Annotated in this window: 15 protein-coding genes; 2 read left to right on the top strand and 13 right to left on the bottom strand. The window is 71.5% G+C overall.

Annotated elements, in window-relative coordinates:
- Positions 1-57: 57 nt before the first annotated feature.
- The 4 genes from N7640_RS25150 to N7640_RS25165 are packed head-to-tail and all read right to left on the bottom strand — an operon-like array spanning position 58 to position 2,885.
- Positions 58-765, bottom strand: a complete 708-nt coding sequence (locus N7640_RS25150) for a type 1 glutamine amidotransferase (protein WP_279901729.1) — start codon at positions 763-765, stop codon at positions 58-60.
- Positions 765-1,961, bottom strand: a complete 1,197-nt coding sequence (locus N7640_RS25155) for an aminotransferase class III-fold pyridoxal phosphate-dependent enzyme (RefSeq protein ID WP_279901728.1) — start codon at positions 1,959-1,961, stop codon at positions 765-767. Before N7640_RS25155 ends, N7640_RS25150 begins: the two co-directional genes overlap by 1 nt.
- The gene (locus N7640_RS25160; RefSeq protein WP_279901727.1) at positions 1,954-2,190 is read right to left on the bottom strand and encodes a hypothetical protein; all 237 of its coding nucleotides are present in this window, start codon (positions 2,188-2,190) and stop codon (positions 1,954-1,956) included. Before N7640_RS25160 ends, N7640_RS25155 begins: the two co-directional genes overlap by 8 nt.
- Positions 2,187-2,885, bottom strand: a complete 699-nt coding sequence (locus N7640_RS25165; protein WP_279901726.1) for an MOSC domain-containing protein — start codon at positions 2,883-2,885, stop codon at positions 2,187-2,189. Before N7640_RS25165 ends, N7640_RS25160 begins: the two co-directional genes overlap by 4 nt.
- Positions 2,886-3,009: 124 nt before the next feature.
- Here N7640_RS25165 and N7640_RS25170 point away from each other — a divergent pair, with 124 nt between their 5' ends.
- Positions 3,010-3,903 carry a LysR substrate-binding domain-containing protein gene (locus N7640_RS25170; protein ID WP_220812318.1) on the top strand — a complete coding sequence of 298 codons (894 nt, stop codon included), beginning with the start codon at positions 3,010-3,012 and terminating at the stop codon, positions 3,901-3,903.
- A 290-nt stretch (positions 3,904-4,193) separates the two neighbouring features.
- Positions 4,194-4,589, top strand: coding sequence for a YkgJ family cysteine cluster protein (locus N7640_RS25175; RefSeq protein ID WP_279901725.1), 396 nt, complete (start codon positions 4,194-4,196; stop codon positions 4,587-4,589).
- A gap of 49 nt (positions 4,590-4,638) precedes the next feature.
- On the opposite strand, the gene N7640_RS25180 is transcribed toward N7640_RS25175, so the two are convergent.
- From N7640_RS25180 to N7640_RS25220, 9 genes are all read right to left on the bottom strand, one after another.
- Positions 4,639-6,288: a hypothetical protein gene (locus tag N7640_RS25180; protein ID WP_279901724.1), complete on the bottom strand. Its 1,650-nt coding sequence runs from the start codon at positions 6,286-6,288 to the stop codon at positions 4,639-4,641.
- On the bottom strand, positions 6,285-7,451 hold the full coding sequence (locus tag N7640_RS25185) for an MFS transporter (protein ID WP_279901971.1): 1,167 nt from the start codon (positions 7,449-7,451) through the stop codon (positions 6,285-6,287). The genes N7640_RS25180 and N7640_RS25185 overlap by 4 nt, the downstream gene beginning before the upstream one ends.
- Before the next feature lie 40 nt (positions 7,452-7,491).
- Positions 7,492-7,692, bottom strand: a complete 201-nt coding sequence (locus N7640_RS25190) for a hypothetical protein (protein WP_279901723.1) — start codon at positions 7,690-7,692, stop codon at positions 7,492-7,494.
- Positions 7,689-8,840: a PepSY domain-containing protein gene (locus N7640_RS25195; RefSeq protein ID WP_279901722.1), complete on the bottom strand. Its 1,152-nt coding sequence runs from the start codon at positions 8,838-8,840 to the stop codon at positions 7,689-7,691. Before N7640_RS25195 ends, N7640_RS25190 begins: the two co-directional genes overlap by 4 nt.
- Before the next feature lie 18 nt (positions 8,841-8,858).
- Complete coding sequence (locus N7640_RS25200; RefSeq protein WP_279901721.1) at positions 8,859-11,282, bottom strand: TonB-dependent receptor; 2,424 nt, start codon at positions 11,280-11,282, stop codon at positions 8,859-8,861.
- Between the two features lie 250 nt (positions 11,283-11,532).
- Entirely contained in the window at positions 11,533-12,486 is a 954-nt protein-coding gene (locus tag N7640_RS25205) for a FecR domain-containing protein (RefSeq protein WP_279901720.1), read from the bottom strand.
- Positions 12,483-12,989, bottom strand: a complete 507-nt coding sequence (locus N7640_RS25210) for a sigma-70 family RNA polymerase sigma factor (RefSeq protein WP_279901719.1) — start codon at positions 12,987-12,989, stop codon at positions 12,483-12,485. Before N7640_RS25210 ends, N7640_RS25205 begins: the two co-directional genes overlap by 4 nt.
- Before the next feature lie 159 nt (positions 12,990-13,148).
- Positions 13,149-15,083 (bottom strand): autotransporter domain-containing SGNH/GDSL hydrolase family protein, encoded by a 1,935-nt coding sequence (locus N7640_RS25215; protein WP_279901718.1) that lies wholly within the window; start codon positions 15,081-15,083, stop codon positions 13,149-13,151.
- 169 nt (positions 15,084-15,252) lie between these two features.
- Positions 15,253-15,724, bottom strand: a 472-nt coding sequence (locus N7640_RS25220) for a sulfatase-like hydrolase/transferase (RefSeq protein ID WP_279906265.1), incomplete at its 5' end; no start/stop codon positions are given.

Raw genomic sequence — 15,724 nt, forward strand, 5'->3', positions numbered from 1 at the left:
TGAAAGACACAGCCATAAAAAAGGCCCCGGGAGGGGCCGAGCGCAGGGTAACGCCAATCAGGTCAGGTGGGCATGAGGCCCGCTGAGGTAGTCGAGCAGGCGGAACAGGCTGGCCTTGAGGGACGCGCAATGGGCGCTGCCGGCCTGGATGGTGGCGGCGTCCTGGACCGCGCCGGGGTGCTCCAGGTCCTCGGGGCAGGCGGCGATCAGCGCCTCGATGCTCGCCGGGCTGCTTTCCAGGTGGCATTGCAGCGCCACCGCCCGCTCCTCCCAGACGAAGCCCTGCAGGGCGCAGGCGGCCGAGTGGTAGAGCGGGATGGCGCCGGCCGGCAGGCTGAAGGTCTCGCCGTGCCAGTGCATGGCCATCAGCCGCTGCGGCAGCATCCGCCCCAGCGGCGAGCGGCGCGCCTCGGCGTGCTGTTCGATCAGGTGCCAGCCGATCTCCGCCGTGTCGGCCACGCGCACCTCGCCGCCCAGCGCCTCGGCCAGCAGCTGACCGCCCAGGCAGATGCCCAGCACCCGCTTGCCGGCGGCCAGCGCCTCGCGCAGCAGGCGTTTCTCGGCCGCCAGCCAGGGATACTCGGTCTCGTCGTGCACGCTCATCGGCCCGCCCATGATCACCAGCAGGTCGAAGTCCTCCGGCCTCGGCAGGGCATCGCCGGCGTACAGGTGATGCACCCGCGCCAGCAGGCCGCGCCGGTCCAGCCACTGGCCGATCTGCGCCGGCCCCTCGAATGCCACGTGCTGCAGGATGGCGATGCGCATCACACCACCTCCCTGGCCGGCCGGCAGGCGCGCTCCAGCGCCCGGTGCAGGCGCCGCAGCATTTCCTCGATGTTGCCCGGGCTCACCGTCAGCGCCGGCGAGAAACGCAGCACGCCAGGCTGCGGCGCGTTGATCAGCAGCCCTTCGCGCAGGGCCGCGCGGGCCACCTGGGCGGCGTTGTCGGCGGCCAGTGGCAGGCCCAGCAGCAGACCGTGCCCGCGCGGGACGCCGGCGCCGAAGCGGCGGCCGATCCGCGCCAGGCCGTCGCGCAGCTGCTGGCCCACGGTGCGTATCTGTTCCAGCATGCCGGGCTCCAGCACGGCATCCAGCACCACCAGGCCGGCCGCCGTCATCAGAGCGTTGCCGTGGTAGGTGCCGCCCTGCTCGCCCGGCTCGAAGCAGCAGGCGTTGCCACGCGCCAGCAGCGCCGCCAGCGGCACGCCGCCGCCGAGGCCCTTGCCCAGGGTGATGACGTCGGCACGCACGCCGTAGAGTTCCTCGGCCAGCAGGCTGCCACAGCGGCCGACGCCGGTCTGCACCTCGTCGAGGATCAGCAGGATGCCGCGCTCGCGGCACAGCCGCTCGGCGCCCTGCAGGTAGTCCAGCTCCGCCGGCAGCACCCCGGCCTCGCCCTGCACCGGTTCCAGCATCAGCGCCACCACGTCGTCTGCGAGCGCCGCGTCGAGGGCCGCCAGGTCGTTGTAGGGCACCTTGCAGAAGCCCGGCACCTTGGGTTCGTACAGCGCCTGGAAGGCCGGCTTGCCGGAGGCCGACATGGCGCCGAAGGTGCGCCCGTGGAAGCTGTTGACGGCGGTGACCATGCGGTAGGCGCCGCCCTTGTGCAGCTGGCCCCACTTGCGCGCCAGCTTGATCGCGCCCTCGTTGGCCTCGGCGCCGCTGTTGAGGAAGTAGGCCTGGTCGCTGCCGGTGGCCTGGCACAGGCGCCCGGCCAGCTTGAGCATGCCGCCGTTGTAGTAGGCCGGGCCCGGATTGATCAGCAGGCGGGCCTGGCGGTGCAGCGCCTCGACCAGCGCCACCGGGCTGTGGCCCAGGCTGTTGACCGCCCAGCCCTGGGTGAAGTCCAGGTAGGAGCGGCCGTCCGCATCCCACAGCCAGGAGCCCTGGCCGCGCACGAACAGTTGCTCGGGGCGCTGCACGGTGTTCATCAGGCGGTCGCGGGACCAGTCATCACGCATCGGGGTACTCCAGGTAGTGATAGTGGACGCCGAGCAGGCGGATGCCGTCCGGGCCGCACTCGACGATGCGCCGCTGCTCGCGGCGCTGCTGCACGCGCAGGGCGAAGCCCTCGGCGGCGGGGAAACGGCCGGCCAGTTCGCAGCGCACCTCGTCCAGGCGCGCGGCGCCGACCGTCAGCTCGGCCCACAGGCGGCCGTCGCGGTGCAGCTGGATCAGGTAGTCGTTCATGCGCTCAGCACCGGACGTGCCGGGCCCTCCAGGCGGCTGCGCCAGTCTTCCAGCTGGCCGCTGGCGAGCCGCCGCGCCACGCTGTGGCGCCATCGCTCGGACAGCGCCTGGCAGGCCAGCAGCTGCTGCAGGCCGCCCCGCTCCAGGGGGAACTGGAAGTAGCTGCGGATCGCCTGGGCCACGCTCAGGCCCGGGTGGCTGCGCTGCACCAGCTCCAGTGGCAGGGCCGCACTGACCCAGCCCGGGCGCAGCACGCGGAAGAACCAGCCGCACAGGCCGTTGCCCTGCATCTCCAGGGCCAGGCCGGGCAGCGCCCAGCGCTCGGCGAGGCGGTAGCAGGGCGAGCGCGGCTGGCTGACCTGCAGCAGGGCGTCACCCCAGCGGAACAGGTCGCCGATGCACACCTGGCTCTCCAGCAGGCCGCGGCTGGCCAGGTTCTCGCCGAAGGCCGGGCGCTGCCAGGCCACCTGCGGGTAGCGCTCGCGCCAGTAGGCATAGTGCTCGGCGGGGTACAGGTGCACGGCCCGCTCGGGACCGCCGTGGTGGCGGCTGTCGCCCTGCTCGTCGCCCTCCAGCCCCAGCGGGCCGAGCCAGACTTCGGCGGCCGCCGGCAGCTTGTCCAGCGCGCTGAGGTAGCCACGCCCCTCATCCACGGCTTTTCCTATGAATAACCCCGCCACTTCCGCCTTCGCCATTTGCCTTTCGCCACCCCAGTAGCGCTGTAGATGGAGCAAATGATAGGGAGCGGCCGGGTGCGACGACATTTCGATTTAGCAGCTTCATTGATAAGCTTAACTTATCGATTTCAGGAAAACCGCCATGGACTTCCGCCAGCTGCGCTACTTCGTCGCCCTCTACGAGGAAGGCCATATGGGCCGCGCCGCCGAACGCCTGAGCCTGTCGCAGCCGGCGCTGTCGCAACAAATCCGCCAGTTGGAGCAGAACCTGGAGGTGGCGCTGTTCCAGCGCAGCGGCAAGCGCCTGCTGCCGACCCTCGCCGCGCACACTCTGTACGGCCACGCGCTGCCCCTGCTCGACGGCCTGGAGCGCGCCCGCGACGCCCTGCGCGCCTTCCGCGGGCGGGCGCCGCGCAGCCTGGCCATCGGCGTGCTGCAGACGGTCAACGCCAGCCTGGTCCCGCATCTGCTGGAGAAACTGCGCGCCGCCCAGCCGCAGCTGGTGGTGCAGATCTACGAGCTGTCCGGCCTGGACATCGAGCGGCGCCTGCTCAGCGGCAGCCTGGACATCGGCATCGGCTTCCTGCCGCCGCGCCAGCCGGGCCTGCACAGCCTGGAGCTGTACGAGGACGAGCTGCAGCTGGTGGTGCCGCCGGAGCATGCGCTGCGCGAGTTCAGGAAGGTGTCGCTGGCCCAGGCAGCGGAGCAGCCCATGCTGCTGCTCGGCGAGGAATTCCGCGTGCGGCAGATCTGGCAGGAGCAGCTGGCCCTGCTCGGCCGCCGGCCCCACGTGCAGGCCGAGCTAAACCACATGAGCGGCATCCTCGACAGCCTGCCCCACTCGGCCGGCCTGGCCACCGTGCTGCCGGGCCGCGCGCGCCAGCTGCACGCCAACCAGGGGCTGCTGTGGAAGCCGATCAGCGAGCCGCGGGTGCCGCTGCGGGTCGGCCTGGTGTTCCGCGACGCCCAGCGCCAGCAACCGACGCTGGACCTGCTGGGCGCGCTGCTGGAGGACGTGGTGAAGGGCAATGGCTGACGCCGAAAAGAAAAAACCCCGCTTGCGCGGGGTTCTGCAGACTGGTTCCTGACATCCCTGATCCGTGCGCCATCCTGGCGAACGATTCCTTCATGTCCCTGTTATTTCGGTGCGCTTCCTGCGCTAAGTCCTTGAAAGCGAGATTAATCCTGCAGCTGGCAGTCTGATAGCAGCGTTCGCCGGCACGCTTTGTAAGCCAAAGATTACAAAGCCGCCGAGCGGGAACGGCTTCACAAAGTCCGCCCGGTCGTTATCATCGCGCGCCTGCCAACGCCGCCACCGAGCCCGACATGAGACCGCAACTGATCGCCGCCGCGGATATCGATCGCATCGAAACCTGGAGCAAGTACAACAAGGACATGTGCACCAGCTGCATGTCCACCTGCTGCACCCTGCCGGTGGAAGTGCGCCTTTCCGACCTGATCCGCATCGGCGTGGTCGACGAGTTCGAGCGCGGCGAGCCGGCCAAGAACATCGCCAGGCGCCTGCAGAAGGAGGGCCTGATCGAGCGTTTCAACCAGAAGTCGGGCATCTTCACCCTGACCCGCATGAGCAACAACGACTGCATGTACCTGGATCGCAAGAGCCGGCTCTGCACCATCTACGACAAGCGCCCGGACACCTGCCGCAACCATCCGCGCATCGGCCCGCGCCCGGGCTACTGCGCCTGGCGCCCGAAGGGCTAGCGTAGGGCGGGTGAAACCCGCGAATCACCGTGCGCGGGTTGCACCCGCCCTACGGGTGGGAGGCGGTTCGCTGCCGCGCCAGTTCCACGCGCATCGCCTCGATGCGCGCCCGCCACGTCGCCCGCTCGCTCTCCGGCTTGGTCAGCCACCAGTCGCGCACCGGCGAATTGTCATGGGGTTCGACCCAGCCGGCGTAGCGTTCCAGCTGGGCCTGGGGGAAGCCGCTGTCGCGGCCGCGCAGGTAGCGGTCGAAGAAGCCGATGACGAAGGCGTTGGGCGCGCCGATCAGCACCTCCACCGGCGCCGTGCCGGCCATCGCGTCGCGCAGCGGGCGGCGCGCCAGCAGGGCGTTGTCGGTGAAGCCCGCGTGCACCGAATCCCTGAGCACCAGGCGGTGGATGTCCGGGCGCTGGCCGGCGTGCTCGAAGCGCTCGAAGGAAAAGTCGTTGAAGGCGTGCAGGTGCCCCGTGGGCTGCGCGCCGAGCATACGGTAGAAGCCATGCAGGTCGGCATGGAACATCAGTAGCGGCACCGGCAGGTCGGCGTCGAACGGAGCGAAGTCGAAGTCACCGCCGTCGAGGTTGACCACCGCCGCGCAGCGCCGGTCGACCATGCACACCGCGCCGGTGGCCGCGCCGCCAAAGGACATGCCCATCTCGCCGGTACGCCCGAACTCGCTGGCGGCCACCAGGTCGGCGACGTTGGCCGGGACCGCGCCGGCCTGCAGCGCGTCGTGCACGAACAGGCGGTCGGCCAGCCACACCGGCGCGCTGATGGCGATGCCGCGGTTGCCCGGCGGGGCGATCTGCGTGGCGGTGCGCAGCTGGCCGTCGAGGCGCTGGTCCAGATCCTGTGCCGTGTAGCCGCGCACCATCGGTTCGGCGAAGCCGTTCTCCAGGGCGTGGCGGATGTGCGTCGCCAGCCCCGGGTCCATCGGCAGCACCTCGCCGTCCGGCAGCACCGCCGGCGACGAGTCGCCGCTGTGGTGGATGGAGTAGACCGCATAGCCGTGGCTGGCCAGGGCCTCCATCAGCGCCGAGTCGGCAGCCGGGTAGGCGGTGTAGCCGTGGCTGAAGAAGATCACCGGCAGCTTGCCGGCTTCGCGCCGCAGCGGCGCGTCCTCGTAGGCGTTGGTGCGCACGTGGCGCAGGTGGGCCAGCAGCGGCGGGAAGCCGAACAGGGAGCCGAAGCCGCGCGCGGTGGTGGCGGCTTCGGCCTCGTCGAAGTAGTGGCGCGGCCGCGCGCCGGCCTCGGGCAGCGCCGGGTACCAGACGCGCACCAGCAGGCGGCGCGGCTGGTCCGGCGCGGCGCCGAGCAGGCCCGGGCGCGCGCTGTCGACCAGCTCGAAGTCGCGCAGGCCCACGGCGTACGGCCCGTCCGGCGGCGGCAGGTCGTTCACCGGGAACAGGTAGATCGGCGCCAGCGCCACCAGGGCCAGCAGGGCGAACAGCGCGCCGGACAGCCAGGGCACGCCCGCGCGCCGGCGCCGCCACAGGGTCAGCACGCCGAGCAGGAGCAGGCCGAGCGCCAGGCCGGCACCGGCCTGCCAGCGGTCGACCCAGACGCCGTAGGCGCCGGCCAGCACGGCCACCGCGGCGGCCAGCCACAGCAAGGGCGCGCCCCCCGGCAGGCGCGGCAGCCACCAGGCGAGCAGGAACACCGCCAGCGCGCCGAGCAGCAGGACGTCGCTGGCGATCATGCCGCGCGCTCCGCCAGGGGCGCCGCGCGGGACGGCCACAGCACGCAGAGCACCAGCAGGGCGGCGATCAGCAGGAAGGGCGCGCCGGGGTGGAGTTCGTAGACCAGGGTGCCGACCAGCGGCCCGACGATCATGCCCACGCCGTGGGCGGCGGCCAGGGTGCCGGCGGCCGAACCCTGCTCGTCGGCCTGCACCGCGTTGGCGGTGAGCGCCGACACCGAGGGGAACACCCAGCCCATGCCGGCGGCCGCGACGAAGTAGGCGGCCCACAGCAGCGGCGCGCTATCGGCCAGGATCACCGCGGCGAAGCCCAGCGCCGAGACCAGCCCGCCGATCAGGATCAGCCGCTGCGGCGGCCAGTCCAGCCGGCGCAGCAGCAGTTGGGCGAGGATCAGCGCCACACCCACGGCGGTCAGGGCGATGCCCGCCGCCCGCGCCGCGCCGTTGGCGTCCAGGCGCAGCTGGTCGAGGGCGAAGAAGCCCACCGCGACCTGGGCGATGGTGACGCTGAACATCGCGGCGAACCCCAGCACCAGCGGCCGGCGCACGCGCGGATCGGTCAGGCGCAGCGGCGGCGTGTTCTGCACGTGGGGCCGCTCGTCGTGGGGCAGCCAGCGCCACATCACCAGCAGCGCCGCCAGCGGCAGCAGGGCGGTGAGCACCAGCGGCAGCTCCAGCCCGTAGGCGGCGAGCAGGCCGGCCAGGCCCGGCCCGACCACCATGCCCACGGCGCTGGCCGCGCCCAGCCCGGCCATGGCCTGGGCGCGCTGCTGCGGCTCGATGTGATCGGCCACCAGCGCGGCGCCGACGGTCGGCACCGCCGCGTAGAAGCCACCGGCGATGCCGCGCAGCAGCACCACGCCGACGAAGGCCAGCCAGGGCGCCAGCAACCAGCGCAGCGCCAGCACCACGAACAGGCACAGCAGCAGGTACGACAGCACGAAGCCGCCGAGCCCGCGCAGTAGCACGACGCGGCGCCCGCGGCGGTCGCTCGCCGCGCCCCAGAAGCGCGCCAGCAGCACCCAGGCGATGCCGCCCACCGTCACCGTGACGCCGGCCTGCCAGGGCGCCAGGCCAAGCACCCGGGCGATGGGGCCGACCAGAGCGACGAAGGACATCATCGCCAGGGTGCAGGCGAAGGTCTCGAACACCAGCGGCAGCATGTTGAAGCGCGGCGCCACCGTGGCCTGCGCGATCGTCGGCTCACTCACCACGCTTGCTCCGCGCCTCGGCCGGCGACAGGCGCCACCAGACCACCGCGATCAGCACCAGCGGCACGCCCAGGGCCAGCCACGACAGCAGGTCGTAGACCTCGTCGCCGACCAGCGCCGAAATCAGGCCGAACAGGCTGAGCACGCCCAGCAGCAGCGGCCAGCGGAAGATCATCCAGAGTCCGCGTCTCATGCCCTGCCCTCCACGGCCAGTCCACCGGCGTCCAGTTCCGCCAGGCGTTTCTCCAGCGGTGCCTTGCGCCGGCCCAGCCAGAGGTAGATGCCACTGCCGAGCACGACGATGGCGATGATGTCGAGCAGCGCCCAGATGATCTTCAGCGGCAGGCCGCCGTAGTCGCCGAAGTGCAGCGGCTGGGAGATCAGCAGGGTTTTCACGTACATCGGCATCTCGCGCATGTCGGTCAGTTCGCCGGTCTGCGCGTCCACCAGGGCCGGCTTGAGCAGGCGCGCGGTGAGCGGCGTGTTGCCGCGCATGAACACGGCGTAGTGGTGCTGGCTGCTGAACTGGGTGCCGGGGAAGGCGACGAAGCTGACCTCCATCTCCGGCGCCGCCGCGCGGGCGGTCTCCAGCGCCTTGTGCAGCGAACCGAGCTGCTCCAGCGGCGGCAGGTCCTTGTACGGCGCGGTCATCTCAGCCAACTGGCCGCCCTGCCACAGGCCGAGGATCGGCAGCGCCAGGGTGTTGATCACCCCGGTGGCGCCGACCACCAGCACCCAGGCCAGGGTGGCGATGCCGAGCACGTTGTGCAGGTCCAGCCACTTGAGCCGGGTGCTGCGGCCGGTGCGCACGGTGGCGAAGTCCAGCTTGCGCATGAACGGTGTGTAGACCACCACGCCCGACACCAGCGAGGCCACCAGCAGCAGGCCCATGAAGCCGAGGAACAGGTAGCCGGGCAGGCCGAGGAACAGGTCGGTGTGCAGGCGCAGCATCAGGTTCATGAAGCCTTCGTCCGGCGGCTCCGGCGGAAACAGCTTGCCGGTGCGGGTATCGAACGGCTGGGCATGCGCCTCCAGCGGCGGCGGCACCAGGGTCGGCGCGGTGAACACCGCGCCCAGCGGGTCCTCGGGGTCGAAGCCGACGAAACGCACCACCTCGCCCGGGCGCGCCGCCAGGGCGCCGGCGATGACCTGGTCATAGTCGATGCGCGGTGAATCGGCGGTGATCTCGCCCAGTTCCGGGTGCGGGTCGAAGTAGTGCTCGATCTCCTCGTGGAAGATCAGCGGCAACCCCGTCAGGCACAGCAGCAGCAGGAAGATGGTGGAGATCAGGCTGGTCCACTTGTGCACCAGGTACCAGTTACGCAAGGCTCGGGCGGTCATGTTCGGCTCGTTTTATCGTTAGAGGTCCACGCTCGCCGAGAGCTGCAGGGTACGGCCGGCACCCAGGTACAGGTAGCCGGCGGTCGAGGTACCCCAGTAGTCCTCGTCGAACAGGTTGTCCAGGTTGGCGCGCAGTACCACCGGCTTGCCCAGCGACTCGAAGCGGTAGCGGGCGCCCACGTCGACCCGCACCCAGCTCGGCGGGCGCAGGGTGTTCTCCTGGTTGGCGTACTGCTCGCCAGTGTAAATGGTGCGCGCGGTCAGGGTCAGGCCGGGCACGGCGCCGAGGTCCCACTCGCCGCCGAGGTTGAGCTGCTTGCGCGGCACGCCGATGGCGTCATTGCCGTCGTGGGCGCCGCCCTGGGTCTTGGTCAGCCTGGCCTGGGTGTAGGCGGCGCCGCCGAGCAGGCGCAGCTCGGGCGTCACCTCGCCGAACAGGTCCAGCTGCAGGCCGCGGTTGCGCTGCTCGCCGCCGGCGCGGAAGAAGCCGTTCTCGGTGATGCTGCTGGGGCGTTCGATCTGGAAGGCCGCCAGGCTGGCGCCGAAGCCGTCCCACTCGCCCTTGACGCCGACTTCCTTCTGCTTGGTGACGTAGGGGGCCAGCATCTCGCCCGGGTTGTTGGCGGTGATCGGCGCGCTGTCGCCCTTGCTCAGGCCCTCGACGTAGTTGGCGTACAGCGAGATGTTCTCCCACGGCTTGACCACCAGGCCGGCCAGCGGAGTCAGTTCCCGCTCGTCGTAGCCTTCGCCGCTCGGCGTGCCGACGTTCATGGTGTAGTTCTGCGCCTCGACCCGCTGCCGGCGCACGCCGAGGGTCAGCGCGACGCGCCCGTCGAGCACCGACAGGGTGTCGGCCAGGGCGTAGCCGGTCAGGGTGGCGGTGGTGTAGCGGAGGGCGTGGGCGGCGATGCCGTCGGTGCTCGGCGTGGCGCTGTACACCGGGTGGTAGAGGTTGGACTGGCGCAGCGAGGTCATGTAGGTCATGAAGTCGAAAAAGATGTCGCTGTTCTGCACCAGGCGGGTGGCGCCCAGGCTCAGGTGGTGGCTCACCGGGCCGGTGTCGAAGTTCGCCCGCAGGCCGGCCTCGGCGGAGTGGGAGTAGACGTCGTAGACCTGCCAGGCGGGCGTCGATACGAAGTCGCCGGCCTCGTTGAGCAGGGTCGGGTTGCCGGTCATGGCGTCCATCTCGCTGGTGCGGTCGCCGTAGCCGGCGTAGGCGGTCAGCCAGTCGGTCAGGTCGTATTCGCCCTGCACCATGAGGGTACGGTCGCGCATGGAGGAGTAGCCGAAGCCCGGGTAGGCGGGATCGTCGTCCGGCGCGTCGGGGATGGCGGTCAGGGTCGGGGCCACGCCGAACTGGCGGACCACGCTGTCGAAGTCCTCCAGCTGGTAGACGTAGTCGGCCGACAGGCGCAGGCGCTCGCCGGCGTAGTCCAGGCCCAGGGAGGTGAAGCGGGCCTCGACGTCTTGGTGGTCAACGATGCTGTCGCCGTCGCGGTAGGCGCCGTTGAAGCGCACGCCGAACTCGTTGCCCGCGCCGAAGCGGCGGCCGAGGTCGACCTGGGTGCCCAGCACCGAGTCGGACTGGTAGTTGACCCCGACCCGGGCCAGCGGATCGACATCGGCGCGCTTGGTCACCAGGTTCACCGCGCCGCCGACGGCGCCGCTCGGCGACATGCCGTTGAGCATCGCGCTCGGCCCCTTGAGCACCTCGACGCGCTCGGCCATCTCCACCGGCACGCGGTAGAACGGCACCAGGCCGTACATGCCGTTGAGCGCGATGTCGGCGCTGTACACCGGGAAGCCGCGCAGGGAGAAGTCCTCGTTGATGCCGGTGCGGGCGGTGGCGATCTGCGCCGACGGCTCGTTGGCCAGCACGTCGGCCACGCTGCGCGCCTGCTGGTCGCGGATGGTCTGGGCGGTGTAGCTGGTGATGCTGAAGGGCGCGTCCATCAGGTCGGCGTTGCCCAGCATGCCGAGGCGTCCGCCGCGCGCCACCTGGCCGCCAGCGTACTCCACCGGCAACTCGTTGGCGCGGCTGCGCAGGCCGGTCACCTGGGAGGTGGGCAGCTCCACCGCGTCGGCGGCCTCGGCCAGGCGCACCAGGGTGTAGCTGCCGTCGTCGCGCCGCTGCAGCTGCAGGCGGTTGCCGCCGAGCAGGCGATTGAGGCCGTCCACCGACGAATAGCTGCCGCTCAGGCCCGGGCTCTGCAGCCCCTCGGTCAGGGACGGGTCGAAGGACAGCGACACGCCCGCCTCGCTGGCGAAAGTGGCCAGGGCGCGCCCCAGCGGGCCGGAGGGAATCTCGTAGCTGCGCGCCTCGTCGGCGGCCAGCAGGGGCTGCGCCGCGCCGGCCAGGGCCAGCGACAGCACGGCATGACGCACCGCGAGGCGGAGCGAACGGGCGGAGACGTGGGGCAGGAGCGCGCGCGAAACGGACATGCGGGGTGTTCCTCTGGCACGGAGGCCTTGGCAATGGACGGATTCGTCGTCATTGCCAGCCGAGATCGGAAAAGGTCTCACCTGCGCTCGATCTTTTTCATCGACCATGCCCCAACCGGGTGTTGCGGGTGCGTGCCATAGCCCTTTTTGTGGGAGCGGACTTGTCCGCGAACAAGGGCCGACAGCAAAGCTTCGCGGACAAGTCCGCTCCCACCTTGGCATGAGGGGTTGTGCTCACCGGCAACGGTTTTCATCCGACCACCGGCTCCAGGCTGATCCAGTAGCGGGTCAGGCGCCGCACGCGTAGCGCGTAGGTCGCCTCCAGCATGCCCAGGGAACGGTCGATGTCGCGCACCGGGAAGGCCCCGGAGATCGCCAGGCCGGCCAGTTCCGGCGCGCAGCGCAGCACGCCGCGGCGGTAGCGCGACAGCTCGACGACGAAGTCGCCGAGGGGCATGCGGTCGGCCATCAGCATGCCCCGGGCCCAGGCCACCGCGCTGGCATCGGCGGCCGTCAACGGGCTGACCGCGCGGGCATCGAACAGGCCCTGCCGGCCGGCGTCGACGCGCACCGCCGCGCCGTCGCGCGGCACCACCCGCACCGAACCTTCGAGCACCACCAGACGCGCCTGGGCGCCGCGCTCGTGCAGGCTGAAGCGCGCCTCCCGGGCCAGCAGGGTGCCGGCGCCGACCTCGACGCCGAACGGTCGCGCCTCGTCGCGCACGTTCAGCAGCAGTTCGCCCTGGAGCAGACGCAGGCGCCGGCGCTCGGCGTCGAAACGCAGGTCGACGGCGCTGTCGGTGTTCAGGGTCAGCCGGCTGCCGTCGGGCAATTCGCTCTCGCGCTGTTCGCCGACGGCCGTGCTCCGGTCCGCCAGCCAGGGGCGCCAGGGCGCTTGCGAGCAGGCGGCCCAGGCCAGCGGCGCGGCGCCGATCAGCATCGCCAATTGCTTCAGGGCGCGCCGCCGCGCCGGGTTGCCCTCGCGGGCCAGGGCGGGCACCGCCAGCTCTGGCGGCAGGCTGCCCAGGCGCGCCATCAGCCGCTCGGCGCGCTCCCAGGCCAGGGCATGCTCGCGGCTGAGCTGGCGCCAGCGGGCACAGGCCTGCCGGTCCGCCTCGCTCTGCTGGCCGCAGTGCAGTTGCACCAGCCAGGCGGCGGCCTCGTCGAGGATGGCCGGGGCGATGGGCGCCTCGCCGCGGCTCATGCCATCAGTTCCAGGCACTGGCGGAAGGCCTGCTGCATGTAGCGCTTGATCGAGCCGAGGGAAACGCCCAGCTCGGCGGCGATGGCCTCGTATTTCATGCCTTCGAGCTGGGACAGCAGGAACGCCCGGCGCACCCCTTCGGGCAGGCCGTCGAGCATGGCGTCGATCTCGTGCAGGGTCTCCAGCACCAGCAGGCGCCGTTCCGGCGGCGGCGCCAGTTCCTCGGGCAGCGCGGCCAGGGCGTCCAGGTAGGCGCGCTCCAGGGACTGGCGCTGGTACCAGTTGATCAGCAGGCCCCTGGCCACGGTGGTCAGGTAGGCGCGCGGCTCGCGCGCCTCCAGCACCCGGCGCGAGGCGAGCAGGCGGGCGAAGGTGTCCTGGGCCAGGTCGGCGGCGTTGTCGGCACAGCCCAGGCGGCGGCGCAGCCAGCCGTACAGCCAACCGTGATGGTCACGGTAGAGGTGCTGCACGGCTTCGTGCAGGGAACTGTCGACAGCGGACATGAACGCACTCCGGGCTGGGGCCCCGGGCGCCAGCATTCATATGAGAATGCTTCTCATGCTATCCGTGTGATGCGCCTCTCACAAGTGGCAGCGGTGCGCGCGGCGCACCCTACCGATGCCATGCAGACCAGCGTAGGGTGCGCCGCGCGCACCACCCCGCTACCAGTCCAGCGACAGGCTAAGCCCGACGCCGTGTAGCGCGTCGTCCCCGGCCTTGCGGTAGTCGTAGCCCAGACGCAGGGCCAGGTCCGGCGCCAGGCGCTGGCGCAGGCCGAGGGCGGCGCGGGTCTGGTGTTGCTCCCGTTCCGCCCCGGCGAGGGTGAAGCCCACGCCGGGCACGCTGTTCAGGCGCATGTCCACGTCGCCACGGTCGTCCTCGAACTCCTTCTCGTGGACCACCTCGGCGAACAGCTCGGCGTCCTCGGCCAGCCGGTAGTGGGCCTGCAGGCCGACGCCCAGGCGCCGCGAGTCGCGCGTCTGGTCGCCGAAGCCCAGCGCGGTGGAGCTGGCACCCGCCTCGCGATAGCCGTCCACCTCGATGCGCGCCAGGTCGGCGCCGAGGTAGGGGCTGAGCCGCAGGCGCGCGCCGGCCTGCAGCTCGACGCCCAGGCGGCCGCCGAGGGCCAGCACCTGGCCGTCGGTGTCGCCGCGCTCGGTGCGGGTGGTGGCGCCGAGGGCGAAGCGCCGCTCCAGGTCGCGGTAGTCGAGGTGGCCGGCGCTCAGCGTCGCGTCGCCCCAGAGCAGGCCGTCGCGGTACTGGGCGAAGGCGCTGGCCAGGTAGCTGCGCAGGCCGTAGTCGGAGTCCCGCGGGCCGAGCCGCAGGTCCTGCTCCTGCACGTCCAGCGCGGCGCCCAGCCGCCAGCGCTCGGCCGGGCGATAGCTGCCGCCCAGGCTCAGGCCCTTGCCGCGCAGGTCGCCGTCGGCGCGGGTGGCGGCGCCGTCCAGTTCGGCGCGGCGCGTGCTGCCATCGACGAAGCCGCGCCAGCGGCCGAGCGCCTGCCAGGCGCCGTGGTCGCCCAGCCACTGCTGGCGCAGGCGCTCCTGGCTGCCGCGCAAGGCGGACTCGCCGGCCTCGGGGAGCAGGCCGATCTCCCAGGGTGCGGCCAGGATCGAGTAGCCCTGGTCGGCGAGAATCCGCTGCATGGCGGTGGTCGGGTGCACGTAGTCGGCGTAGATCAGCCGCTCCGGGTCGGGCGTGGCGGAACCCAGGCCGTGGACCGGGTTGACCTCGGCGCCGCAGCCGGCGAAGCAGGTGCCGAGCAGGTTCTGCGTCGGGTCGAAGCCGAAGGCGGCGGGGTCGACCAGCACCTCGCGGTATAGCAGCGGCACGTTGAGCGGGATGACTTCCGCGCGCACGGCGCCGAGCTGCGCCGCCAGTTCAGCGTTGAACGCCTGGGCCAGCGGCACCTGGGCCGCGTTGACCGCGCCGCCGGTGACCGGGCTGGCCACGTCGACCAGCAGCGGCACCATGAAATAGCGCCCGCCGGCGGCCTGCAGGGCGCGCACGCCTTCGACCAGGCGCCCGGCGGCGGCCCGCGCGCTGGCGTCGTCGACGATCAGCCCCTGGAGGAAGTCGTTGCCGCCGCCGTTGAGGTAGAACAGGGTGTCCGGGTCGATACCCAGGCCGTTCTCGCGCAGGTGCACCAGGTAGCCGTCGCGCTGGCGGATCAGCGGGTCGCTGTAGTTTAGCCCGGCGCGCACCTGGGAGCCGCCGATGCCGGTGAGCGGGTCGAACACGCTGGTGATGGAGTCGAGGATCTGCTCGGTGCGGTAGCCGCCGACCGCCCAGTTGTCGCCGTCGGCCTGGCCGTTCAGGGCGCGCACGACGTTGGTCGAGGCGATCTGCGGGGCCAGCCCCAGGCGCTGGTTGATCAGCATCGGCGAGGTGTGGCCGTAGGCCTCGCCCAGGGTGAAGTCCGGGCCCACGCGGTTGGTGTGGCGCACCGGGTTGCCAGGCGCGCCGGCCTCGGGGCGCTGGCCGGCGTCGCTCAGGCTGTCGCCGAACACCACCATGCCGCTGTAGGCGGCGGCGTGGGCCGAGGCGGCGCCCGCCAGCAGGCAGGCGGTCGCCAGCGGAGTCAGTAGTCGCTTCATGATCCATGTCCCTCGTTCTTGTCGTTATGGGCAAGCGGCGAGGGACTGTAGGGGAGCGGCGCGGGGAAACGCACGATCGCTCCGTGCAATTCCCTACTAAGTCGGAGGCGCCGAGCGACGGATTACTCCGGCGGCGCGGCGTTCGCTCCTAGGGGGGATGGAGCCGGGCCTAGAGCGGCTGCGCGCCGCCCTTGCGCGGCTCCTGCTGGGCCAGTTCGCTGTCGACGGCGGTCTTCGGCCTGATCAGGCTGAAGTCGATCAGGTTCTGCGGCTGCTGGGGGTCGCCGATCAGCAGCGGGCGCGGCGTGAAGTCGGCGCTGACCAGACTGCGGCTACGGTCGCGCTCGGCGAAGTCGAGGCCGGCGAGGTCGGCCCAGGTGTGGATCAGGCTGGAGCTGCTGAACGGCCGCGCCAGCGCCTGGCTGAAATCGCGCGGCTGGCGGGCCTGCCACTTCGGCGAATTCCACAGGATGAACGGGATGGTGTACATCGGCCCGGTCGGCGCCGCCTCGTTGCGCCCCAGCACCTCGGCCCGCGGCGCGTCGAACACCGCCTCGCCATGGTCGGAGAGGTACAGCAGGAAGCCGTCGGGATCGGTGGCGGAGAAGCGCTCGATCAGGTTGGAGACGACGAAGTCGTTA

It is taken from the genome of Pseudomonas sp. GD04015, from assembly GCF_029837675.1.
GTDB classification, from domain to species: domain Bacteria; phylum Pseudomonadota; class Gammaproteobacteria; order Pseudomonadales; family Pseudomonadaceae; genus Aquipseudomonas; species Aquipseudomonas paralcaligenes.